The sequence below is a fragment of the Nitrososphaera viennensis EN76 genome (genome assembly GCF_000698785.1).
GTDB classification, from domain to species: Archaea; Thermoproteota; Nitrososphaeria; order Nitrososphaerales; family Nitrososphaeraceae; genus Nitrososphaera; species Nitrososphaera viennensis.
In genome coordinates this window covers 622409-644507 of the sequence record NZ_CP007536.1, presented here as the reverse complement: position 1 = coordinate 644507, position 22099 = coordinate 622409, and the positions used below count along the sequence as shown (strand labels likewise).

30 protein-coding genes and 1 tRNA gene are annotated in these 22099 nt (G+C 54.6%); 17 read left to right on the top strand and 14 right to left on the bottom strand.

What is annotated here, in order from left to right; all coding sequences use genetic code 11:
- The first annotated feature begins 66 nt into the window (after window positions 1–66).
- On the top strand, window positions 67–795 hold the full coding sequence (locus NVIE_RS03840; RefSeq protein WP_144239472.1) for a BUD32 family EKC/KEOPS complex subunit: 729 nt from the start codon (window positions 67–69) through the stop codon (window positions 793–795).
- Window positions 796–801: 6 nt separating this feature from the next.
- Here the strand turns inward: NVIE_RS03840 and NVIE_RS03835 are convergent, their stop codons facing one another.
- Window positions 802–1197: a hypothetical protein gene (locus tag NVIE_RS03835; RefSeq protein ID WP_075054105.1), complete on the bottom strand. Its 396-nt coding sequence runs from the start codon at window positions 1195–1197 to the stop codon at window positions 802–804.
- Between the two features lie 154 nt (window positions 1198–1351).
- On the opposite strand from NVIE_RS03835, the gene NVIE_RS03830 reads away from it, so the two are divergent.
- From NVIE_RS03830 to NVIE_RS03810, 5 genes are read left to right on the top strand one after another with little or no spacing between them, the layout of a single operon-like run.
- Complete coding sequence (locus NVIE_RS03830) at window positions 1352–2296, top strand: coiled-coil protein (RefSeq protein WP_144239471.1); 945 nt, start codon at window positions 1352–1354, stop codon at window positions 2294–2296.
- Between the two features lie 47 nt (window positions 2297–2343).
- Window positions 2344–2613, top strand: coding sequence for a hypothetical protein (locus NVIE_RS03825; RefSeq protein WP_075054103.1), 270 nt, complete (start codon window positions 2344–2346; stop codon window positions 2611–2613).
- A gap of 50 nt (window positions 2614–2663) precedes the next feature.
- Window positions 2664–2894, top strand: a complete 231-nt coding sequence (locus NVIE_RS03820) for a hypothetical protein (protein ID WP_144239470.1) — start codon at window positions 2664–2666, stop codon at window positions 2892–2894.
- A gap of 41 nt (window positions 2895–2935) precedes the next feature.
- Window positions 2936–4090: a DUF1512 domain-containing protein gene (locus NVIE_RS03815; RefSeq protein ID WP_075055977.1), complete on the top strand. Its 1155-nt coding sequence runs from the start codon at window positions 2936–2938 to the stop codon at window positions 4088–4090.
- A gap of 1 nt (window position 4091) precedes the next feature.
- Window positions 4092–4298, top strand: a complete 207-nt coding sequence (locus NVIE_RS03810; protein WP_075054101.1) for a hypothetical protein — start codon at window positions 4092–4094, stop codon at window positions 4296–4298.
- Here the strand turns inward: NVIE_RS03810 and map are convergent.
- The 3 genes from map to NVIE_RS03795 form a co-directional block, all read right to left on the bottom strand.
- A complete protein-coding gene (map, locus tag NVIE_RS03805; RefSeq protein ID WP_075054100.1) occupies window positions 4295–5191 on the bottom strand; it encodes a type II methionyl aminopeptidase in 897 nt (298 codons plus the stop codon). The genes NVIE_RS03810 and map overlap by 4 nt on opposite strands.
- A 35-nt stretch (window positions 5192–5226) precedes the next feature.
- Complete coding sequence (locus tag NVIE_RS03800) at window positions 5227–5925, bottom strand: matrixin family metalloprotease (RefSeq protein WP_075054099.1); 699 nt, start codon at window positions 5923–5925, stop codon at window positions 5227–5229.
- A 67-nt stretch (window positions 5926–5992) separates the two neighbouring features.
- Window positions 5993–6334 (bottom strand): P-II family nitrogen regulator, encoded by a 342-nt coding sequence (locus NVIE_RS03795; RefSeq protein WP_075054098.1) that lies wholly within the window; start codon window positions 6332–6334, stop codon window positions 5993–5995.
- A gap of 118 nt (window positions 6335–6452) precedes the next feature.
- Here NVIE_RS03795 and NVIE_RS03790 point away from each other — a divergent pair, with 118 nt between their 5' ends.
- Window positions 6453–8273, top strand: a complete 1821-nt coding sequence (locus tag NVIE_RS03790) for a PINc/VapC family ATPase (RefSeq protein ID WP_075054097.1) — start codon at window positions 6453–6455, stop codon at window positions 8271–8273.
- 4 nt (window positions 8274–8277) lie between these two features.
- On the opposite strand, the gene mntR is transcribed toward NVIE_RS03790, so the two are convergent.
- Window positions 8278–8664 carry a transcriptional regulator MntR gene (gene mntR, locus NVIE_RS03785; RefSeq protein ID WP_075055976.1) on the bottom strand — a complete coding sequence of 129 codons (387 nt, stop codon included), beginning with the start codon at window positions 8662–8664 and terminating at the stop codon, window positions 8278–8280.
- Between the two features lie 141 nt (window positions 8665–8805).
- On the opposite strand from mntR, the gene NVIE_RS03780 reads away from it, so the two are divergent.
- A complete protein-coding gene (locus NVIE_RS03780; protein ID WP_075055975.1) occupies window positions 8806–9612 on the top strand; it encodes a sulfurtransferase in 807 nt (268 codons plus the stop codon).
- On the opposite strand, the gene NVIE_RS03775 is transcribed toward NVIE_RS03780, so the two are convergent.
- The 6 genes from NVIE_RS03775 to NVIE_RS03750 all read right to left on the bottom strand — a co-directional run bounded on the left by NVIE_RS03775 (window position 9606) and on the right by NVIE_RS03750 (window position 13464).
- Complete coding sequence (locus NVIE_RS03775) at window positions 9606–10520, bottom strand: SIS domain-containing protein (protein WP_075054096.1); 915 nt, start codon at window positions 10518–10520, stop codon at window positions 9606–9608. The genes NVIE_RS03780 and NVIE_RS03775 overlap by 7 nt on opposite strands.
- Before the next feature lie 48 nt (window positions 10521–10568).
- Window positions 10569–10820, bottom strand: a complete 252-nt coding sequence (locus tag NVIE_RS03770; RefSeq protein ID WP_075054095.1) for an Lrp/AsnC family transcriptional regulator — start codon at window positions 10818–10820, stop codon at window positions 10569–10571.
- 42 nt (window positions 10821–10862) lie between these two features.
- Complete coding sequence (locus NVIE_RS03765; protein ID WP_227717464.1) at window positions 10863–11264, bottom strand: META domain-containing protein; 402 nt, start codon at window positions 11262–11264, stop codon at window positions 10863–10865.
- Window positions 11265–11357: 93 nt separating this feature from the next.
- Complete coding sequence (locus tag NVIE_RS03760; protein WP_075054093.1) at window positions 11358–12338, bottom strand: class I SAM-dependent methyltransferase; 981 nt, start codon at window positions 12336–12338, stop codon at window positions 11358–11360.
- A 36-nt stretch (window positions 12339–12374) separates the two neighbouring features.
- Entirely contained in the window at window positions 12375–12863 is a 489-nt protein-coding gene (locus tag NVIE_RS03755; RefSeq protein WP_075054092.1) for a hypothetical protein, read from the bottom strand.
- A gap of 40 nt (window positions 12864–12903) precedes the next feature.
- On the bottom strand, window positions 12904–13464 hold the full coding sequence (locus tag NVIE_RS03750) for a hypothetical protein (RefSeq protein WP_075054091.1): 561 nt from the start codon (window positions 13462–13464) through the stop codon (window positions 12904–12906).
- A gap of 228 nt (window positions 13465–13692) precedes the next feature.
- On the opposite strand from NVIE_RS03750, the gene NVIE_RS03745 reads away from it, so the two are divergent.
- The 8 genes from NVIE_RS03745 (at window position 13693) to NVIE_RS03710 (ending at window position 18599) form a co-directional block, all read left to right on the top strand.
- Window positions 13693–14142: an Lrp/AsnC family transcriptional regulator gene (locus NVIE_RS03745; protein WP_227717463.1), complete on the top strand. Its 450-nt coding sequence runs from the start codon at window positions 13693–13695 to the stop codon at window positions 14140–14142.
- Between the two features lie 134 nt (window positions 14143–14276).
- Window positions 14277–14774: an Lrp/AsnC family transcriptional regulator gene (locus tag NVIE_RS03740; RefSeq protein WP_144239469.1), complete on the top strand. Its 498-nt coding sequence runs from the start codon at window positions 14277–14279 to the stop codon at window positions 14772–14774.
- Window positions 14775–14863: 89 nt separating this feature from the next.
- Window positions 14864–15196, top strand: coding sequence for an AlbA family DNA/RNA-binding protein (locus NVIE_RS03735; protein ID WP_075054088.1), 333 nt, complete (start codon window positions 14864–14866; stop codon window positions 15194–15196).
- Between the two features lie 68 nt (window positions 15197–15264).
- Window positions 15265–15879, top strand: a complete 615-nt coding sequence (locus NVIE_RS03730) for a hypothetical protein (protein WP_075054087.1) — start codon at window positions 15265–15267, stop codon at window positions 15877–15879.
- Between the two features lie 43 nt (window positions 15880–15922).
- Window positions 15923–16840 (top strand): branched-chain amino acid transaminase, encoded by a 918-nt coding sequence (locus NVIE_RS03725; RefSeq protein WP_075054086.1) that lies wholly within the window; start codon window positions 15923–15925, stop codon window positions 16838–16840.
- Window positions 16834–17796 carry a Gfo/Idh/MocA family protein gene (locus NVIE_RS03720; protein WP_075054085.1) on the top strand — a complete coding sequence of 321 codons (963 nt, stop codon included), beginning with the start codon at window positions 16834–16836 and terminating at the stop codon, window positions 17794–17796. The genes NVIE_RS03725 and NVIE_RS03720 overlap by 7 nt, the downstream gene beginning before the upstream one ends.
- A gap of 5 nt (window positions 17797–17801) precedes the next feature.
- On the top strand, window positions 17802–18071 hold the full coding sequence (locus NVIE_RS03715; RefSeq protein WP_075054084.1) for a Trm112 family protein: 270 nt from the start codon (window positions 17802–17804) through the stop codon (window positions 18069–18071).
- Window positions 18072–18080: 9 nt separating this feature from the next.
- Window positions 18081–18599, top strand: coding sequence for an acyltransferase (locus tag NVIE_RS03710; RefSeq protein ID WP_075054083.1), 519 nt, complete (start codon window positions 18081–18083; stop codon window positions 18597–18599).
- Here the strand turns inward: NVIE_RS03710 and NVIE_RS03705 are convergent.
- From NVIE_RS03705 to NVIE_RS03695, 3 genes are all read right to left on the bottom strand, one after another.
- Complete coding sequence (locus NVIE_RS03705) at window positions 18596–19588, bottom strand: 2-hydroxyacid dehydrogenase (protein WP_075054082.1); 993 nt, start codon at window positions 19586–19588, stop codon at window positions 18596–18598. The genes NVIE_RS03710 and NVIE_RS03705 overlap by 4 nt on opposite strands.
- Before the next feature lie 50 nt (window positions 19589–19638).
- Window positions 19639–19736 (bottom strand) — tRNA-Gln (locus NVIE_RS03700).
- 32 nt (window positions 19737–19768) lie between these two features.
- The gene (locus NVIE_RS03695) at window positions 19769–20830 is read right to left on the bottom strand and encodes a DUF354 domain-containing protein (RefSeq protein ID WP_075054081.1); all 1062 of its coding nucleotides are present in this window, start codon (window positions 20828–20830) and stop codon (window positions 19769–19771) included.
- Between the two features lie 94 nt (window positions 20831–20924).
- On the opposite strand from NVIE_RS03695, the gene NVIE_RS03690 reads away from it, so the two are divergent.
- On the top strand, window positions 20925–22094 hold the full coding sequence (locus tag NVIE_RS03690) for a hypothetical protein (RefSeq protein ID WP_144239468.1): 1170 nt from the start codon (window positions 20925–20927) through the stop codon (window positions 22092–22094).
- Window positions 22095–22099: the final 5 nt, after the last annotated feature.

Below are 22099 nucleotides of genomic sequence, written 5' to 3'. Positions count from 1 at the left end.
GAATATCGGCAATGGTGATTATTATTATGATGATGACGACAAGGATGGCGACGACGACAAGTAATTATGCAATGCACGCACACACGTCATGCAAGCGTGTATTTCGTCAACTGGCAGCGCGACATTTCAGTGGAAGAACGCGACGGCCGCAAGGTGGTGGTCAAGCGTAACAAGCCTACAAAGGCCTTCCACGAATATATCCTGCTCTGCACTTATACGTTCATCTCGATCTTTCTTGCGCACCCGTCGGCGCCCCCTGCCGCCGGCGATATTGCAAGAAACGAGGGCAAGGAAATGCGAAGCGCGCTTGAAAAGGCTGGCATACCTACTCCGCGCCTCGTGTCCATGACAGAAAAAGAGCTCGTCGAAGAGTATGTGGACGGGGGCGACCTGTACAGGGCCCTTGCGGCAGGCGCAGGGTCTGCCCTTGCGCAAGAAGCAGGGCGACTCACCGCCCTTGCACACGCAGCGGGCTTTGCGTTTACCGACAACAAGGCACAGAACTTTCTCGTGCAGGGCAAGTCCCTTTTGCGCACAGACCTTGCATTCCTGCAGAAAAGCAGTTCCACGTTTGCAAGGAGCATGGACGCCGGCTCGTTCCTTGCAAGCGTGGTCGACCTTCCAAGCTACCGCGAAATAGAGCAGGCGTTCTACCGGGGCTACCGCCTGGAATTGGGGAAAAACCTTCCCTACCTGTCGCTTGTCATAAGGAACATACTTACTCCTGGCTTTTCCGCCGACGGCAAAATCGCGTTGCGGAACATGATGCTTGACTCGTCAGGCGTGATAGGCTAGCTACTGCTAGATTGGCGGGAGCTCGGTCTTCTTGTCAAAGCCGCCCGAGCCGAACTTGCAGTAAAAGCACTGGTCGGACTGCATGTAGGTCAGCTTTTGTATAGAGATTGCGCCTATCTTGAGCGCCACCTTGGTCATGAAGCGGTACTTGAAGGGCATGGCCGGTATGACCTCTTTGAAATAGACGTCATAGTGGTCGGGGCAAAACTTGAGCGTGATCTTGCCCTGCTGGCGCTGCTCCGGTGGCAGGTCCTTGTTGCTTTCGCTCACCGTCTGGGCGACTCTCATCTGCTCCCTGATGTACTCGTGCTTGGGGCAGGGGCAGTCCTTGCCGCCTGGGTGCTTGTACGCCGGCGTGTTTTTCCAGTCAAAGCCGGGGTACTCTTTCTCAAAATCGTCCATCGCTAAGGCTTTTTACGGCCTCATGCAATATAAAGATGTAGTGCGTACCCTCTGGCGTGCGAGAAAATGACAAAAAATATATTTTTGGTGTTAATACAACCCCCTTACTTGACGTGGGCAACTCCCTCATCATGATGATGGTGCAATCTCTACATTGAGTACAGCAACAACAGCAAACAACAATTCTGAAGCGGATCCGAACATGAAGACGCTGCTAGAGTTCAAAAAGACAGTGGTCGACGAGCAGAAGCAAGGCGACAAGAAAATCGAGGAAATAAACACGCGGCTTGAAGCCGTCAAGAAGCAGATAGACGAGGAGAGGATGCAGCTTGACGAGCTGCGCACCAAGCTCAAGAGCGTCAATGAGGAAAAGGATGCCGATTATCCCAAGTTTGTCGAACTGCGCAACAGCCTCATTGAGGCCAAGAACCAGATGAAGTCGCTGGACGACAAGGTCGGCCAGGCCAAGTCCCGCAAGGACAGAAACGAAATCCACGGCCTTACAAAGGCGCTTGAGCAGATAGAGCGCGACATACAGACCAAAAAACTGTCCAAGGAAGAGGAGCGCAAGCTGGTCGCGCGTTCAAAAGAGATCGCAACGAAACTTCACACTCTAAAGATGATGCACAAGAAGGAGGACCAGTACCGCGAAATGTCCACCCAGTACGACGAGCTGAAAGGCCGCGTCAACAAGATCTTCCGCCAGAAGGAAGAGTTTGGCAACAAGATAGGCAAGCTCAAGGAAAGCATCGAAAGCTTGGTGAACACGCGCGAGGCGCTCTACGAGGAGCGCAGGCAGGCCATCCACACTGTGCGCGAGGCAGCGGCAAAACTCGAAATGATCGAGACGCAGCTCAATGCCATTGCGTTCAAGAAGAACCGCGTGGCGCAGAGTGAGACGAGGCAGAAAAAGACAAAGGAGATGGAAGAGCGCAGGGTTGCACGCCAGGAGGCCATGCAAGAGCGCGTAAGGCGCGACAAGGAATACCAGGAGCGCTGGAACGCCCTAAAGGAAGCCGCGATGAAAAAGATGTCTTCCGGCGAGAAACTGACGTTTGACGAAATGAAGCTGATATTCGGCGATTCCGCACAGGAATAAAAGCAGACAAACATTTTTGTGCCAGCCTCATTAAACACAGTACGCTGATGTCGGAAGGAGAAGATAAACTGCAATACACGGGCAAGGTTTACCTGTACAGCTCGGGTATGCCCGAAGACCTGATCGCGATTTCAAAAGAAAAACTTGTCGAGCGGGGCGTGAGCGAGGGCGATATCGTGGTGCTCCTTGACCCCGTGGGAGTGCCGGAAGGAAGCATCATGGCAACCATCTGGCCGCACTATTTGTCAGTTGCCAAGGTAAAGCGCGTGCGAGAGGGCTCGATATACGCGCCGCAGCTGTTTAACATCCAGTTCTGATTTAAGCAAAAACATTAAATCGGCTTTTGAGCAACAGCAATTCTGGCTATATGCTAACGTTCTTTTGCAAGCGCGACAGGCACGTGGACTGCCCCGGCGAGTGGCCGGTCGGCGAGTCGTGCGGCCCTGACCACGACTGCTCATTTGACATGCGAATGATGAAATGCGCTTGCAAGTGCCATGTTGAGAAAAAGAATGTGGCGGCGCAACCCTCCACAACAACAGCAGCCGCAAAGCGCGCCACTGCTGCCTCCAAAAGAGCTGGCGCAGCAGGTAAGTAACCTTTAATTGCTCTTTGCCTCTCACCGTGCTTGTTACACAGATGCTTGACTTTTTTTCTGTCCTGTTCGGGCAACTTGGAGGGCTGACGGACCCTGGCGAATTTGACCCAGCAAACCCGCTGGTCTGGGTATACATCATCTCGCTTGCGATAATCCCGTTTTTCATGATGTACGGCCAAAAGATGCAGTCAAAGGTGATACTGGGGGAGGTGTCAAAGTCGCTGGTGAAACTGAAGGATATGAAGGATGGCGCCCGGCGCGATGCAATAGACTATGTCAAAAGCGTTATTCAGGACAAGGCTGCCGACCCGTCAGCCAAGATCGACAAATTCTTGGAATACTTCACTATAATGCCCGTCGACATGGACCCAAGCGGGGTCGTGCGCAAGGTCGAGCACGTCATTCGGACAAAGGACGAGCGTATGCGCGCGGAGGTCCGCAAGATATGCCCCGGAGTCGGCGATTACGAGCTGTCAAAGATAGAGAACATACTTGAAGCCGCGACTGCGCTCAACATGATCTACAAGGTGGTGAGGCACTATTTCCTGATGGGCAAGCGCACGACTAGCATGTTCGTGCTGGTGCAGCTGCAGATGGTGATGCCACTTTTGATTGAAGAGGCCACCGCGATGAAAAAGGCTATGGGCGCCTTTGAAAAGGGCCAGCCGATAGGCGACGGCATCGGGCCGATGGTGGTCGGCAGGATGATGCTTGGCAAGGAGAAAATGCCTGCAGCGAAGGAAACCGTCTACGCAGAAGGTGAGCACGCAGGCAGGAAATTGTACCTGCTAAAGGCGGAAGGGCCGTCAGGCACGGTCGGCAGGCCGGGCGAGGCAATTTCGCGCCTCGTGGGGGACCTTGGGATAAAAATCGACGCAATAGTTATGATAGACGCTGCGCTCAAGCTGGAAGGGGAAAAGACCGGCGACGTTGCCGAAGGAATCGGCGCGGCCATAGGGGGCATCGGCGTGGAAAAATACCAGATAGAAGAGGTCGCCACCCGGTTTGAAATACCGCTATACGCGGTCATTGTAAAACAGTCGGTGCAGGATGCCATCACTGTCATGCGAAAGGAAATTGCCGACTCGTTTGCCAAAGTCACAGACACTGTGCACGCGATAATCGAGGACAAGACAGAAGAAGGCCAGTCCGTGCTGGTAATAGGCGTCGGCAATACGATGGGAGTGGCGCAATAAAATGATACTGTTTGGCAAGAAAAAAGAAGTTCCCCCTACGATATACACGGAAGAAACCTGCAGCGTCTGCGGGGAAAAGATGCGCCGGCCTTTTGAAGAAGGCGACTATGTCTTTCGCAATGGCTCCACCTGCAAGAAATGCGGCTCGTCGTCAACGATGGTGAGTGCCGTCTATGGCGAGTACCCGCCTGACAAAGACTCTTCCTAGATTGTTATCACTGTCGAGCCGCTTTCGTTTGGTATGAGCGTGTGCTCTGCCTGCGCGACCATCCTGCCGTGGCCCTCGACCAGTATCGGGTACGCGTGGATGTTCTTTTTCTTTATCAGCACGTCTATGGTCCTGCGCAGCCTTGCTTCGTCGTCAAAAGCGTCCGTCAGCCACCTGAGCGCAAAGGGGAGCGTTTTGTAGCGGTTCCATATGATTTCCAAAAGGCTGTCTGCATCCTTGTCCTTGCTTGGCTTTCTTGAGGTTATCCCAAAGATGTTCTTGACCTTTCCTTCTCGCACAACTCCCATGCCGTCCTTTGTGGTCGCAAACGGCTCTATCGCGTATGCCTCTGTAGGCTGGAGCGCAAACGACGAGCCTATCGTCCAGACGTTTGGGATCGACTTGCCTGCGTGTATGGTGTATTGCTGCAGAGAATGCCCCGACAGGTTCTGTATGGGCTTGTACCCCATCCTGCCAATCATGGTCTCGATTGTCCGGCCGATGTCGCTTGCCTTGGTGTTGGCCCTTGCCATGCGCACCGCCTCTGCAAGCGCAGTCTCGGCCGCCTTGACAAGCGAGTCGAATTTCGGGTCGTAGCATACAGTCACGGCCGTGTCTGCGATGTAGCCGTCGACGTGGACGCCGATGTCTATCTTTAGCACGTCGCCTTCTTTTACCGTGGTCTGGTCGCCCGGCTCTGCGGTATAGTGCGCGGCAATCTCGTTGAGGCTGGCGTTTACGGGAAACGCCGGCTGTGCGCCCATCGCCCTTATCTGGGCTTCGACCTTTTCGCAGACCTCAAGGAGGGTCGAGCCGACGTGGTACTTGCGCCTTGCGTCTTCCCTTACCTGTGCCGCTATCTTGCCTGCTTTTAGATAGCTCTCAGCGTTCATTCTCTTTTTTCTCTCTCATTTCTTGAACCATCTTATCATAATATAGAGATTGTGCGCTCAAAGCCGTCTGTCCCGTACAGCCCCACCAGCGCAGATAGTTCCAATGTCGTTATTGGGAGCTGGTCGCTGTGCTCGAAATAGTCAAACACGGGCGACATCAAGTAGCCCTTTTCCGTTCCCATGTGGCCAAGGCCTAGCACATGGCCCATCTCGTGCACCGCAGAGTTGCGAAATGCATAGTTTGGCAGCTTTATCTCCGTCTTGCCGTCGCCGTGGAGCACCTGCGGCGAGAGGTAGACGTTTGCGCTTTCAGCGTCACCACCTGTGTACTGCACCGCGGTGTACGCGCCCGTCTGCCTGGGGTATTCTGGAAAGTCCTTGTAGGTGTTGTAGATGTGGACCCTGACGTTGCAGCCCCCCATCTGCAACTCGCTTGGAGAATAGCGCGCAGTCATGGTCCACCCTTGCTGGTCGCCCGTGTATTCGCGCAGAGCCTGCCTCCATTCCTGCACCGCAAGCTTTGCCCATGCGTAGTACGAGTTTGGGACGCCGGCCTGCTTGAATATGCACACGTGCAGGCTGTCGCTCCAGGTAAAGCCTGAAGTCGGGACCTTGGTCTCTGTAAAATCCGTCTGCTCTTTGTAGTATTGCACTGCAGACGCAGAAGGCAGGAAAAGGACAAGTGAAAGGAGCGTCGCAATGAAAAGAAAAGCAGGTACAAGGACGCGTAGCAATGTGTGTGCTGCTTTTCCTTGCCTGCTATCGCTTTTATCCTTTCTTTCTCTTCTTTTCCTTTTTTTCTTAAGAAATGCTCTTGTCGCCCTTGTCAAGAGTGGCGATGTTTATCGCCTGCTCGACTGTGGACACGAATATCACTCCGTCGCCGTGCTCGCCTGTACGCGAGGACTCAACTACCGCCTGTATCACCTGGTCCAGCTGCGCGTCTGGCACGAGTATCTCAAACTTGATCTTGGGCAGAAGGTCGTAGGCCACCGGCTGTCCCCTCCACTGCAGGTGGAGCTCGCGCTGCTTGCTCCATCCAGAAACGTTGTAGATGGTCATGCCGCCTATTCCAAGCTGCCTCAGCTTCTCCTTGACTACTGGCATCTTTTCTGAGCGTATGATTGCCTCGAGCTTTTTCATTCTAGAGGCCTATGCTTGCACATTCTTAAATTCTTTGTTATTATCCCTATGTACAATTTTTATGATATCAAGTCACTGTCGGCAGTCTTTTTAAATCCCTCCATCGAGAGGAACCACGTTGGCAAAATTTGTACTTGACACGAGCATAATAATCGACGGCGAGATAACAAAGATGCTGGAGGCCGGCGACATTGAGGGCAAGAGCGAGATAATAATCCCGCTTGCAGTCCTTGACGAACTGCAGGCGCAGGCGTCCACCAACAAGGAGCACGGCTTTGTTGGCCTTGCCGAGATAAAGAAGATGCGCGAGCTTGCTTCTGCGCGCGACATAACCGTGAGGTTCTCCGGCGCACGGCCGGACATAAACGACATCCGGCTTGCCAAGCACGGCAGGATAGACGCCATAATAAAGGACGTGGCGATGAACGAGTCTGCGACGCTCCTCACCGCGGATTACGTGCAGGCCCTGGTCGCAGAGGCTCAGGGCATAAAGTCGCGCCACATACGGGCGCCTACAAAGACAGCCGACCTTGCGTTTGAAAAGTTCTTTGACGAATCGACCATGAGCGTGCACCTCAAGGAAAACGTCGTGCCAATGGCCAAGAGGGGCAAGCCGGGCAACTTTCAACTCGTACAGGTGGGGTCTGACAAAAGCACGTACGGGCAGCTGAACGAGATGGTAAAAGAGATATCGGAGGCAAGCAGGGTGAGCGGCACCGGCACTGTCGAGATAAGCAGAAGCGGCGCGACCGTGATCCAGTTCGGCCTTTACAGGATAGCGATAACCCGGCCGCCGTTCTCTGACGGCCTTGAAGTGACCATAGTGAGGCCGACAGTGCGGCTTGCGCTTGCAGACTACCATGCAAGCGAGAAGCTGATGGAGAGGCTGTCCGGCAAGGCCGAGGGCATCATAATCGCCGGCCCGCCCGGCTCTGGCAAGTCGACGCTTGCAAGCAGCCTGGCAGAGTTTTACGTGCAAAAGGGCAAGATAGTCAAGACGTTCGAGTCTCCACGCGACCTGCAGGTGCCGGAGGAGGTGACGCAGTACGGGCCCCTTGAGGGAAGTTTTGAAAAGGCAGTGGACATCCTGCTCCTCGTCCGGCCTGATTACACGATCTACGACGAGGTGCGCAGGGCGCAGGACTTTGACGTGTTTGCAGACATGCGCCTTGCCGGCGTGGGGATGGTCGGGGTAGTGCACGCCTCGAGCCCGCTTGACGCTGTCCAGCGGTTCATGGGCAAGGTGGAGCTGGGCATGATACCGCACATACTTGACACCATCATCTTTGTCAGGGAGGGCAGAATAGACAAGGTCTACGAGCTGAGCCTGACAGTCAAGGTGCCAAGCGGCATGACCGAAGCCGACCTTGCAAGGCCGCTTGTCGAGGTGCGCGACTTCGAGTCGGGCGCAGTCGAGTACGAGATCTACACCTACGGCGAGGAAAACGTCGTGGTTCCCCTGTCAAAGGCCAAGGGCGTTTCTGACGAGTCGGGAATAAAGAAGCTGGCGCAGTCAAAGATAATGGACGTGGTGCGCCGGTTCGACCCCCGGGCCGAGGTCAACATACTGTCGGAAAACAGGGTGCAGGTCAAGGTCAGCAAGGAGGCCGCGCCCAAGATAATCGGCAGGGGCGGTTCAACAATAAACGAGCTGGAGGAGGAGCTTGGCGTACACATCGACGTCGAGGTCAAGACGCCAACCCTCGGAAAAGAGGTCCCCTTCGAGGTGAGCGAGTCCGGCTCTGCGATAACCCTGCTGGTCGACGAGGGAGTGATAGGGCGCGCCGTAGACCTCTACATCGACGACGAATACATCATGAGCAGCCAGGTGGGCAAAAAGGCGCGGGTCAAAATAGACAAGCGGTCGGATGCCGGCAAGCAGGTGTTCAACGCGATTGTCTCCGGCCAGGAAATGCGGATGTTTCTGAGCAAGCGCTAGGGCACTAGCGGAAAAGCCCATGGCTCTTGGCCAGCTTGACAAACTCCTCCAGCTTCCTGAGGGTCTCCGGGTGCAGGTGGTGCTCGATGCCTTCCGCGTCGCGGTTGGCAGTATCCTCGTCCACTCCGATCATCATCAGGAATTCTGCAAGCACGCCGTGCCTGTCGTGCATGCTCTTGGCGACTGCCACGCCGGCTTCAGTCAGCGTTATGCCGCGGTATTTCTCGTAGTTGACGTGGCCGCTCTCGCTCAGGCGCTGGAGCATCTTTGTGACGCTTGGCGAGCTGACGTTGAGGTAGTCAGAGATGTCGACCGTGGTCGCGTAGCCCTTGTGCTGGATAAGCTCGTATATCACTTCGAGGTAGTCCTCCATGCGGGTCGTCCTTGCCATCTTTTCCGCGTTGTGCGCGTCGCGGATGGATTCTAGGCGGTCGCCTTTTTGATCCGTCTTTTTTCTAGCCAACGTGGAGGCTCCACATAGGGGTCATGCCCACGGAAATAAATATTAACATTGTACAAAAACTTTGCAGTGATGCTCGTCATATCCCCTGAGGAACTGGACGCCCGCATTGCAGCAAGAAAAAAGGACAGCAAGAGCCTGCTTGTCGTGGACGCAAGGCCGTTTTCCGACTATGCTGAGGGCCATGTGCCGGGCGCGGTGAACATCGACCTCATGCAGTTCCACTGGATAGACACATCAAGAGAAGGCATCAGGCAGTTCAACAAGCAGACAAAAATATTGCTGTCAAACATTGGCGTTTCAAAGGACAGGTTCGTGGTTTTCTATGACGATGTCTCAGGGCCATCGGCGGCAAGGGGCGTGTGGCTCCTGCTCTACTTCTCACACAGCAAGGTGGCGATGCTTGACGGCGGTCTTGCGGCATGGAAGGCAAAAGGGCTGCCTGTAGAGACAAAGACAAACCCGTTTGTGCATTCTAAATTTGAGGGCAGGCCGGACCCGAAGATCCTCGCCGGCTATGACACGATAAAATCCGCGATAAAGAAAAACAAGGCAATAGTTCTTGACGCGCGTTCAAAAGAAGAGTTTGATGGGTCGGCAGTCAGGGCCGCACGCGCGGGCCACATACCAAAGGCGGTAAACATCGACTGGAACGACAACATCAAAAAAGAAGACTCGACCTTCAAGGGCAGGGATGATCTGGCAAAGATGTACGAAAAAATCCCCAAGGATGCGGAGGTGATAACCTACTGCCAGGGAGGCTACAGGGCGGCAAACAGCTTTGTCGTGCTAAAGATGCTCGGCTACAAGAACGTCAGGATGTACCTCGGCTCGTGGGGCGAATGGGGCAACAGGCCGGACCTGCCGGTCAGTCAGTAAATGACGTCGGAACTCGTTTTCAACAGTTTCTTGTTGCGCACAAAATAGCATTCTTTCAATTTTTTCCTTTTTGCAATTGCAAGCGCAAGGTGCTGTACGAAAAACACGGCGTAAAACAGCGACTCGACAGGCGCCGGCATGCTGCAGTCGACAAACAACCCCTTGACGCGCCTTGCAAGGGCTGCATCATCGTCACTTTTTGTGCCAAGAACAAGGATCTGGTCGCCGCGCTTGAGCCCAAAAAGCGGGGCGTGAAAGAATTCTTCAAGCGGATATGCCTGCGCCCTGGAGCCAAACACTTCATTGAACTTCAGCGCGCCGTACATCGCTGCAGGGAACAGAAACGAGTCGCCCAGAATAATGATTGTAGGGCCTGTGCGTACCTTGCCTGCAAGCCTGCCAGCTGCCTTTGACGCTTTGGCATAGATCTCTTTCAGGTCTGCCGGGCAGCCTGTCCTGCCCTGCGTGGCAAGGTGCATGCAGGCAAGCGCGCTTGCGGCAAAACCGATTGTACCGGACGTCCTGCCCGCCCTCTTGAAGCCAAGTTCAAAAACGCCGTCGCAGGCCATTGCAAGCGGGCTTTTTTTGTCGGCCGTTATCGCAACAGTCGCGACGCCTGCTTTTCTTGCGGCACTTGCAGCCAGGATGTTGGCGCGAGTCCTGCCTGATATTGAAACGAAATACGCGCTGCGGCCCACAAGCAGCGAGGGGTCGGAAATAACGTCTGTGGGGTGCCAGCACGTGGCGCGCCCTGATGAAAGGTGGCAGGCCGCAAGCGCCGCGGCGTACGAGTCGCCGGACCCTACAAAGGCGACAACGCTTTCTGCAGCAGGCGCAGGCAGTACAAGTCGGGGGAGGTCGTCAAGCTGGCGCCTGACATCCTGCGCCATTGCCTCTATAGAGTTCAATGAAACAAAAAAGAAGTCAAGAGATAATAAAAACTTGGCCTGCTGCTACTACTTTTTCTTCTCGCCCTGGCCCTCTATCACTATCATGGTCAGGGTGGAGCGCACCTTGTCTATCTTTCGGACGTGCCAGGTGATGGTCTCCCTGAGCTTTTCCATGCTGTCGGAACTGACTTTTGCAATGATGTCGTAGACGCCATAGACGCCGCTTACCTCTACCGTCCCCGGCATCTTTTTCAGTTCCCTTATTATCTCGTCCTCGGAACCCAGATCGCAGTTGATGAGCACGTATGCAGTTGGCATGACCGCCGTTAAAGAGGCCGTGCTATTAAACCGATCGGGTCACTACTGAGGCTTTCCGTACGTGAACGTGGCATTTGTGACCATGTCTCTTAGTGTGAGGGTGTTGCCGTTTTCTGACATTGCCATGCCGTTACCCAGACCGTCTTGAAGCGCTTTTTCAATGCTCATTATCAGAGATCCTTGGCCTCCGCATCCCATGTCGGTAAAGAATACTTGCTGGCCTTTGATAGTTGACGGGTTGACATATTGTACGTTTCCTACAAACCCGTTGCATATTTTTCCACCAATCTGTGTCGCATTGATGGAAAGGAAAAACCTGTGGCTCGACACGTCCACCTTGTCGCGCCCGTCAGGGCTGAACGACCGCATCTGCCATGCATAGGCCGACAATTCTTCACTTGTTACATTGCCCTTCGTGTCTAATGCCAGAAAAGCAGCGAGCACCGCAACCGCTGCAGTTGCGATGACAATTATTGTGTGGGATTTTTTCGTAATTCCTGATCGGGCCGTCTTGCTATTAGGCATTGCGAATTCCTGTCAGAACTTTTCCTTTGACCTCTTTTGCGCCTTCAAATAATCCACAAAGTAGTAGAGGTACGCGCGCTCGTTCACCTTGAGCACCCACGGTATGTACGACTCGTTCTTGCTGCTCTTCTCGAATATCTCAAAGCCCGAGTCCTCTACAAGCCTGCGGAAGGACTGACCGTCGTACGATTTTTTCGGAGGCGGGTCGCGGTTGTAGTCGTACGGATCGGCGATGATAGTGCTTGCGTGCGGCTTTAGCATCCTGTGTATCGACGCAAGGAGCTTTTCAGCGTCGACAAGCTCCAGCAGGTTTATCGCAAGCACGAGGTCGAACTTGTTTGGGTGAAACGGCGGGGCAAGCGAGTCTGCGACGCAAAACTCGACGTTCCCAAGTTTTTTCTCCTGCATCTTTTTGCGCGCCTCTCTGATGAAAGAAAACGACAGGTCGATGCCTATGGCAAAAGCGTACTTTTGCGCAAGAAGTAGCGTGCTGTAGCCCATAGAGCACGCCATGTCAAGTGCAACCCCGTCCATGTCGGGGTTTATGCCGTGCACCACCCTGTTGTACACCTCGTTTGGGCGCAGGCGCCACCTCATGTGCTGTATAAAGCGGTCTTCCTCTGTGTGCTCGTACTGGGTCCACCTGTACGGGACGAACCAGCTCCCTCCCTCCTCGTACCTGTCGTTTGCGGTGTCAGGCGACAGCTTTGACCCTTTTTCCTTCAGGAATTCCTTCATCTCCTTGGCGCCGGCGCCAAGGAGCCACCGGCCGTACGTCTGCGACCTTGCCGCAGCGTATGAAGCAAAATCCCTGACCACGATTGCCACGCCCTGGATGACGGGGTAGAGGGCGCCGCACTCGGGGCACTTTAAAAAGCCCTCGGTGCACTCGTTCTCGTTATTGCTGTCGGTGGCAAGTGACTCAAGTGCCAGCCTGATCTGCTTGTCGTTGTGCTGCAGGCAGACGAGGTGATGCGCAAACTGGGCCTTCATGGATGATATCCATTCTTCCTGAAGACCCTATATAACCTAGAGCAGGCCGTCCTCGTGCAACCTGTCAAGAAGCGGGGTAAGAAACTCCCTGACCTCCTTTTCGCCAAGCGTGATGTTGCCTGCGGTGCCGATTGCCACTGACAGCATGTTGCGGTCCTCCCTTGCCGTGTAGACCCTTGCACCGTAAAGCGACAGCCCCTTTGCGTTCTTGGCAAGCCAGTCCTTCCAGAATTTCGTCTGGACAAGGTTTGCGTCAAGCGACGCGATCGCATAGTCGATGTCGATGCCCTCGTCGTGGTCGAGGAGGTCGAGCTTGGCCATCGGGACAAGGAGCGTGCCCTGCGAGACCTGCTCATGATTCTTGTTCATCTTCTCTATGGCCTCGTCGTTTTCCTCGTCTTCCGAGTCTGCGCCCTTGTTATAATGAGGGAAAAAATAGCCGGCAAGCGCCCCCTTGTTGTCGTAGACCTTGTAATACGCATAGTCGTACTCTACCTTCCACTTGATCTTTTCTTCCTTGCCCATGAGACCCGGGCAGTTGTGTACGCGCGGGCGTATTTGTACGCTATGATTTTTTCTTTGTCTTTGACGCTATTCTCTTGTAGACGATGATTGATACCACGCCGCCTGCGGCGACCACTATATACATGACCGTAACCATCGCGTCTGACATGGGGTCAGCTGGCTTTTCCGTGGTCACGACCACGACAAGGGCGTGCGATTCTGCCTGCACGCTTTTCTGGCCGGACGTGGCGGTGACGGTAAAGGGGTACTCGGCGTCCCTTCGTATTTCTGGCGGCAGGGTGACTATTAGCGGCACTTCGGCCTTGAGCTTGCCCGTTGCGGGATCAAGGGTCGCCTGTACAGGCAGCGCGTTGCCGAGCCGGAAATACTCCCTGCCCTTTCCAAAAGTGATGCTCGTTACCTGCATGCTGTCGGCGCCCGTGCCGTACACGATTATGTTCTTGACGGCGCTCTCGCCGGGCTTGACCTTGAGTATGGGCGCATTTGTCTCGATGCTCATCGTGGCCTGGGCATATGCGGCCACAGTCGCCGCCGGGAGCGCAAGCGCGGCTCCAAGGACAAAAGCTGCGCACAAAAGGGGCACAACTTTGTTCTGCGCCATATATGCTGGTGCTTGCACGGTGGGATATTTTAACTGAAAACTTGTCCTTGGACTAGGTGGGGCGGAAAGCGATGATGCAAAAGGCGCTGGTTGCAATTGTCGCTGATGTTAAAACTCACTTTTCAGTCCAGAACTAGGCAAATAAGTATATCTGGATGGTATTATGTACCATAGGAGTTGAGGAAAAACACCAAAACTATCCTTACTCGTGACCTGAATAACAAGTCTGTGGTGCGAATAGACGAGTTAGATCTCAAGATAATCAGCCTGCTGGTATCCGGGCGCGACAATAAACAAATCTCAAAAGAGCTGAAGGTGCCATTGAGCACGGTCCAGCGCAGGACAAGGATAATACTTGAAAAAGACATCGTCAAAAGCAAAATGGAGCCAAACTACAAAAAACTCGGCTACAACAAGGGGATGATCCACATGAGCATCAAAGGCAGCGACGTTTCTGTGGCTGCGCAAAAGCTTGCGCAAATCGATGGGATCGTTTCAGTCGCAGTCCACCTGGGAACCTCTGACATAGTGGCAGAATTTGTCTATAGTGACAGCACTGATGTTCTTGGAACCATCTCCAAAATATGGAATATCGAAGGCATAGACCGCGTCACGTGGTCACAAGAAGTATACGCCGTTCCTGTTCACAACAAGAACATAATTTCCATGTTGCCGTAGCGTTGCATTTGTTGCCTAATTGCAACTAAATAGTTGACACGTTGTATCATATACAACAAAGATTTAATACTAAAACATTTAAATGATTTGCCATCTGACGTAAAATGTCAAACGTGGGGAAGAATCGCAATTTTGTGTCACAACAGTCCGATCAGGTAAACAAACTTGTGCTAGATGACCTCGATATTGGCATAATCAAGGAAATGATAAAGGATGCCGAAGTCAAGAGCACATTTCTTGCAAGCAAGTACGACAGCCCGCTTTCAACTATCCAGAGAAGGCGGGCCAAGCTCGAACACACGATACTGAAAAAGAAATACTACATAAACATAAGCATGTTTCACTGGCGAAGGGCCGACCTGATGATCTCTGTCGACGGGGATTGCGGAGAGGCGGTCTCTGAGCTTTTGCGCAGCTTTGGCAAGAACATCATCAGCACGTCATTGAGAATCGGCGACCCTCAGGCAAATATCGTGGCCGCCGTCTTTTACAAAGACTCGCGGGAGCTGCTCAACCTGATGGACGGGATAAGATCTATCAATTCTGTAAGGTGCGTGAAATGGTCAGAGGTTGTAAGGGACTTTGGGCCGACCGACGCCGGCATCGAAACTATTCTGTCGTCACAGACTTGAAGTACTATAATCATCATCCTGATCAAAAAAGTCGCAGCCGCGGGAAGCGGTCATAGCTTAAATTAGCCCTGCGACCACTCACGCTCCATATGTCTGAAGCACAACCAAGCACACCACAGAATTCAAGCGCTCCACAGGGTTCAAGGGATGGACCACATGACACAATCTACATCGGCAAAAAACCGCTCATGGCATACGTCACCTCGACGCTCATCCAGCTGGCAAACCAGCCGAAGGTGACGATCAAGGCAAGGGGGTTGAGCATTGGCAGGGCTGTAGACGTGTCGCAGATCACGATCAAGAGGATGGAAAGCGCGGGCTACAAGATAGGTGACGTAAGGATTGGTTCTGAGACTGTCAAGTCAGAGGACGGAAGGACGCGCAACGTCTCGACGATTGAAATCGAGATCAGAAAGGACTGAGCCGGCCGCAGGAAAAAATTCTTTTTCCACTTTTTATATGGGGCATTAATCTAACGGTAGCGGAGTATATGGGAAGAACCGCCGCCCTGTACCTTGCACATCTTAATCCCGTGACAAAGGCACACGAGTCGATAATATCGTCGCTGCTTGGTCGCGGCTACTCTGTCTATGTATTTCCGGTGCGCTTTATGAAGGACAACAGGGAGATGAACACAAAGAGCTTTCCATTCTCCTTTGAGCAGCGCAAGGAAATGGTCGAGGTGCTATTTGGCGATTCTGTGAGGGTCTTGCCGGACTATACCTTCTACGCCCCTTTTACGAAATACCTGCCTCCGCTCCTGTCCTCAAAATCGTGGGAGCTTCGAAACCAGATAGTGTCGCACGTAAAGGAGGGCAGGTTTGTCTCGTACACGGGAGACAAGGCCGAGCGCTTGATGCTCAGGGTTTACCGGCTGAACCCTCTAAAGGCTGACAGGCTTGAGATATCTGCAACGTCTGTCAAGGAGATGCTCTACAGGGAAGCGCTTGAAGGCGACCGGGGAACGTGGCGCGAAATGGTGCCTTCGCAGGTGGTTGGCGTGATCGAGCGCAGCTGGTCCGTGGTCGAGAGGTTTGCAAAAGAAGAGCAGGACGCAACCACGCGCGTCATGGGCATGAAGTTTCCCCGGGAAGGTTACAAGTGAGTAGGATTTTTATAAGCCACCAAGAAAGCTTGCCAAGTAAGAAATGAAGGAAAAGGGCGCCGAGTTCATCTGGTTTGACGGCAAGTTTGTCAAGTGGGAAGACGCCAAGGTCCCCGTCTTTACGCATGCGCTGCACTACGGCACTGCCGTCTTCGAGGGCATCCGCGGCTACAGCTCCAAGGACAACGTGTTTGTCTTTCGCTTGAAGGAGCACATGGAGCGCCTCCACCGCTCGGCAAACGTTTACTCGCTTACGGTCAAGCACTCTGCAAAGGAGCTGAGCGACGCAACTGTCGAGCTCTTGAAAAAAAACAAGATGAGGGAATCTGTCTACATACGCCCGCTCACGTTCGTGGGCATGCACGGAATAGACCTCAATGTTACCAAGGACTCGCCGACCCACACAATCATAGTCGCGTTCCCGTTTGCAAAATACTTCAAGGGCGACGGCCTAAAGGCCCGCGTCTCGTCGTGGAGGCGCATAAGCGACCAGACGACGCCCCCGCTTGCCAAGGCGGCGGGCAACTACCTCAACTCGGTGCTTGCCACGCAGGAATGCCGGAGGGACGGCTATGACGAGTCGATACTGCTTGACGTCGCCGGCAACGTGAGCGAGGCCTCTGGCGAGAACATCTTCCTCGTCCGAAACGGCAACATCTACACGCCGTATTTTGCCGATTCTGCTCTTGAAGGCATCACCCGCGAGTCTGCCATCACCATGGCAAGGGGGATGGGATACACCGTCACCGAGCGCCCGATACCCCGGGCAGAGCTCTACATGGCCGACGAGATCTTTCTCACCGGGACAGCCGCCGAGATAGTCCCTGTCACGAGCGTCGACGGCCACACGATAGGCACCGGCAAGGAAGGGCCCGTGTCAAAGAGCATAAGACAAACATACGAGAAGGTTGTAACCGGTGGCGTTAAAGAGTACACGGACTGGTTAACACCTGTATGGTAGATAACAGCAATAACAACAATTCAAGAATAGCGGTAATAGGAGTGGGGGGATGGGGCAAGAATCACGCCCGCGTCCTTGGCGAACTTGGGGTCCTTGGCGCGGTATGCGATTTTGACGCTGCCAGGGCAAAAGAGATCTCTGCCAAGCACGGCGCAACGCCATATTCGTCGGTGGACGACATGCTTGCGCAGGAGCGCCTTGACGCCTGCCTTGTCTGCACGCCGACCAGGACGCATTCTGCAGTGGCCAAGAAGGTCATCGACCGGGGCCTGCACGCGTTCGTGGAAAAGCCGCTCTCGTTTTCATCGCAAGAGTGCGACGAGATGACAGAGCTTGCCCGGAAAAAGCGCGTCACTCTGACGTGCGGCTACATCGAGCGCTTTAACCCCGCTGTGAGCGAGACGAAAAAGATGATAGCCGACAAAAAGTGCGGCGACCTCCTCATGCTGGAGTTCCACCGCGAAAACCGCATGCCGCCAAAGATAAAGGACGTGGGCATCATATTTGACACGGCAGTTCACGACATCGACACGGCAATGTTCCTCTTTGACGCAAGGCCAAACGTCGTCTTTGCAAGGGCAGGCAGGCACGTGCACGAGTTTGAAGACTTTGCGACTCTGATGTTGGGCTTTGCAAACCAGCGGGTCGCAATAATATCCGTAAACTGGCTCACGCCAAAGAAGGTGCGCACGTTCAGCGCGGTGTGCACGGACGGCATAATCTCTGGCAACTTTATCTCGCAAGAGATCAAAATCGACAACGCCGGCGAAACAGTCACGCCGAGGATGCCATTTCAAGAGCCGCTGACCTTGGAGCTGAGGAACTTTATCGCCGCAGTGCAAGGAAAAGAAAATTCTGCCGTCCCTGCACGGGACGCCACGAACGTCACCAAGGTGGCAGAAGCGGCACTTTTATCAAGCGACACCGGCTCTCCAATATACCTGGATCTGAAATAGATAAAATGAAGCGCTCGATGCTTGACATACTGGCGTGCCCGATAGACAAGCACTATCCGCTAGAGCTTGTCGAGATCGAGGCTGCCGGCGACGAGGTGAGAGAAGGCGTGCTTGCCTGTACAAAATGCGGGCGGTACTACCCGATAATGGAAGAGATTCCAGTCATGCTGCCGGATGAACTGCGCAACAAAGAGCGCGACATGGGCTTTTTGCGCAAGTGGCAGGTCAAGATCCCCGAGAAAATCTTAAGGCAAGGAAACCCGTGGCATCTATAGTATATAGAAATGGCCAAGCCCAAAAAAGTCTACAAAAACGCCGCCGGCGTCAGGAACAACGTCGACAAGACAGCGAAAATAGGCAGGAACACCCGGATATGGCACTTTGCGTACGTTGGCGCCAAGACCGTAGTGGGCGACAACGTCAAGATAGGCTCGCTTGCCCACGTCGATTATGGCGTCAAGATTGGAAACAACGTCAAGATTGAGGGCATGGTGTACATCCCGCCGCTCACCGTTATTGGAAACGACGTCTTCATCGGCCCCGGCGCGACCTTTACCAACGATCCCTACCCGATGAGCCCCAAGATGGTCGGAGTTGTGGTGGAAGACGGGGCGATAATCGGCGCGCGTTCTGTGGTAAGGCCGGGCGTGCGCATAGGCAAGAACAGCGTGGTTGCGATGGGCTCTGTGGTGACAAGGGACGTGCCTGCCGAAACGGTGGTGATGGGCGTCCCTGCAAGAATAGCGTACACGCGGCAGGACTATGACCGCAAAAAGAAAGAGTGGGAAGAGTCGTCGCCCTAGCGCCGGGCCTGCGGGTTCACTAGGAATTTTGGGTCCGGCTCTTTTCCTGCCGCAAGGACGTCGAGGATGCTCTTTGCGGCGACCTCTGCCATCCTTGACCTCGTCATGCGGTCGGCGCTCCCGATATGCGGGAGAAGCACGACATTTTTCATGGCAACAAGCGGGCTTTTCCCCAGCGGCTCTTTTTCAAACACGTCAAGGCCCGCGCCGGCTATGGTGCCTTTTTTCAATGCGCTAACGAGATCGCGCTCGTTTACCACCGCGCCCCTTGCAGTGTTTATCAGAAACGCTGTCTTTTTCATCTTTTCCAGGCGCTCCCTGTTGATGAGGTGCTTGCTTGCGTCATTCAGGGTGGTGTGGATGGTGACAAAGTCGCTGTGCGCAAGCAGGTCGTCGAGGCTGGCGTACCTGGCGCCAAGCTCCTTTTCAGCCGCTTCGTTGCGCCTGCGGCTGTAGTACAGTATCTCCATGCCAAAGCCCCTTGCGCGCCTTGCGACGGCAGAGCCTATCTTGCCAAGGCCGATGATGCCGATGGTGGCGCCATGCACGTTATGGCCAAGGAGCAGGTCGGGCATCCACCCCACCTTCCACTTTTTCTGCCTGACCATCCTGTCGCCTGCGACGACGTTGCGCGCGCAGGCAAGCAAGAGCGCAAAAGTAATGTCTGCGGTCGCTTCTGCAAGGATGTCTGACGTGTACGTGACATAGATGCCGCGCTTGGTAGCCTCGGCGACATCGATGTGTTCAAAGCCGGTGCTGTACGAGCTGATTATCTTTAGCTGTGGCCCCGCCGCGTCCATGACCTCTTTGTCTATCCTGTCTGAAAGCATGCAGAGGATCGCGTCCTTGCCGGCGACGTTTTTCAGGATCTCTTTTTTTGTGGGTGGTTCCTGCCCCTTGTGCAGCGTCACGCCAAGTCCCTTTAGCATTTCAAGGGCGGGTCCCGGGAGCCTCCTTGTAACATAGACCTTGTTGTTGTTTCTTCCCACGTGGTGCCATTGCGGCCTAGATGTTATGAATTTTTAGGGTAAAAGTAGAGTAGCCCGGCCCAGATTCGAACTGGGGTCAAGGGCTCCAAAGGCCCCTATGCTTGGCCACTACATTCGGCGGGAAAGAGGTCTCTCCCTCCACCGGGCTTCCGGGCGTAGTTTCCACTTTCTTTTGGATCCTTATAATTTATGATCCTGCAGTATTGCCGCAAGCATCTTCCTGGTCGGGTTCTCCATCGAGGCAAGCACGCGCTCGGCCTTTTTCTTTTGCGCCTTGCGGAATTTCTCGCCTGCAAGCATCCTGCTGGCAAGCCTTGCAAGTGCGCCCGGGTCGCGGGCCCTTGCCACCAGGCCTGACCTGACGAGATAGTCCTCCACGTGGTACCTGACCGGCGCTATGGATATCGTCGGGACGCCAAGGAGCGCTGCTTCGGCGCTCATGGTCCCGCCGGCCCCTATGAACAGGTCGGCAGACTTTATCAGTGGGACGCCGTCAACCACGCTTTCGATTATCCTTGCCTTGCTTCCGTACCTTGCCTTTGCCTCTTCTATCTGGTCGCTGTACCTGCACAAAATCACAATGTCTACGCGCTGCGCAAGCTCGTCTGCCACAACGGCGTCCACAAGGGCCGTGCTTGCCAGCTTTTTGTCGGCGATGTATGACGCCTTGCTTTCCTCCAGCCTGATGAGCACTGTCTTTTCTTTCTTGCCGCCGGGCTCTGCTCCAGCCGTGCGTGCGGAATCGTCGCCCTTGAGCCAGGCCGCGGGGTCCAGGGCATGATAGCGCGCAATGTTTTTCCTTGAAATGCCAAAGCCTGTCCACGACGAGTACGGTATCACCCACGGGCACAAGAGCCTGCTCATGAGGGGCACGGTGAGCCTTGCCACCGCCTCTGCGTGCGGCGAGTCGTTAAAGCCGATGTGCCTGACGCCAAGGCCAAACGCGACCCTTGCGCCCTCGGGCGACGAAAACGTGACTGCAACGTCTGGCGCAAACCCGCTGATTACGTCTGCAAGGGCGCGCATCCGCTCGGCACTTGCCGCCAGCTTGCCGTACCTCTCGGGGCCGCCGTGCCTCCCGACCAGTTTCAGGTCCAATCCTTTTATCCTTGCAAGCTCGACTGCCTCGCGGTAGTCGCGCGATGTGCAAAGGACTTCGTGCCCTTTTTCCCGCAGGGATGCCGCCGCGTCTTTGAAGAACATCACCTGCTTTGGAGTCAGGACATCAAACCAGATCCTCAAGCGCTGCAAGTTGGCCTGTGCCGGTGAAAAACCTTTTCTTTAACTGATGACAACGCGTATATGGCACGTTGTTCGGGGGAGCTCAGTCTATAGTTTGAGTGCGGGATCATTGCCGACAGTAGCCGTGTATGGCCTGAGTACAGAGGGGTACAGAATAGCCTCGGCCATAGCGGTAAAGGGCGCCAAGGTCTCGCTGATTGATGAATCGCTGCGCAACGCCATATCGCTCAAGGCAGACATTGCCCGCACGTACCCAAATGTCAGCTCGCTTGTCGAGGACGAGCCGCTCCTCGGGCTTGAGCCGATGGATGTGGCGATAGGGAACGCGTCGTACCTGTTCTTTGCACCCCGGATACGCAAGACAGGCACGGACGTCAAGGCCGACGTGGCGGCAAAATTCAAGGACGCAGTCAAGGCGCTCAAGAAAGGCTCGTCCGTGGTCTACATGCTGCCGGCTGGGATCGGGGGCAACAACGAAAACATCGCACTCATAGAGCACGTGACGGGCATGGCTGCCGGCCAGGACGTCTCGTACTATTACATGCCTTCAAGCCCGATTGCGCCGGGCACCGAGACGCTCGTCGGCTCTGCCAAGTCAAAGCAGGACAGCAACCTCGCCAAGATGCTTTACGACACAGATGGCAAGAAGAAGGTGAGCTTTGTCGACATCTACTCTGCAGAGCTTTCCCACGTCATCCGCACGCTTTCGCACTACTCCGGCATGGCAAGCATCCTCGAAGTGTGCAAAAAAGCTACGGACGGCAGCCTGCCCGCAAACGAGCTGATGCACGGCACGTTTTCCGACCTGTACATTGACGACGTGACTTCTGGATTGTACGACCTGCGCATCATAGGCTCGTCGCTTGACGGCGCCGGCCCGCTCATGTACCTTGTCAACGGAAGCATACGCGGGATAGAGGGCTACACAAAGCACCTGATAGACCAGGTGCGCGGCACCCTGAAAAAGCGCGACCTGAAGGCAAGCAGGACCAAGGTGGCAATAGCGTGGACGCTTGACCCGCACGAGATGAGGGGCGACAAAATAGACCTGCTGTCGTCGCTTGAGACCAAGGTGCGCGACTATATCGGGGACGTGGAGCGCCACCAGGGGCCGACGTTTGACCTCTACCACACCGACAAGACGACAGTCGTCATCACGTGCTCCAAGGTCGACTATGACAAGGTCGTGTCAAAGAACCGGCAGAGCGACGACTTTATCGTGATAAAGGCAAACCCGCTCTGCGAAACGCTGCTGCAGGAATAAATACT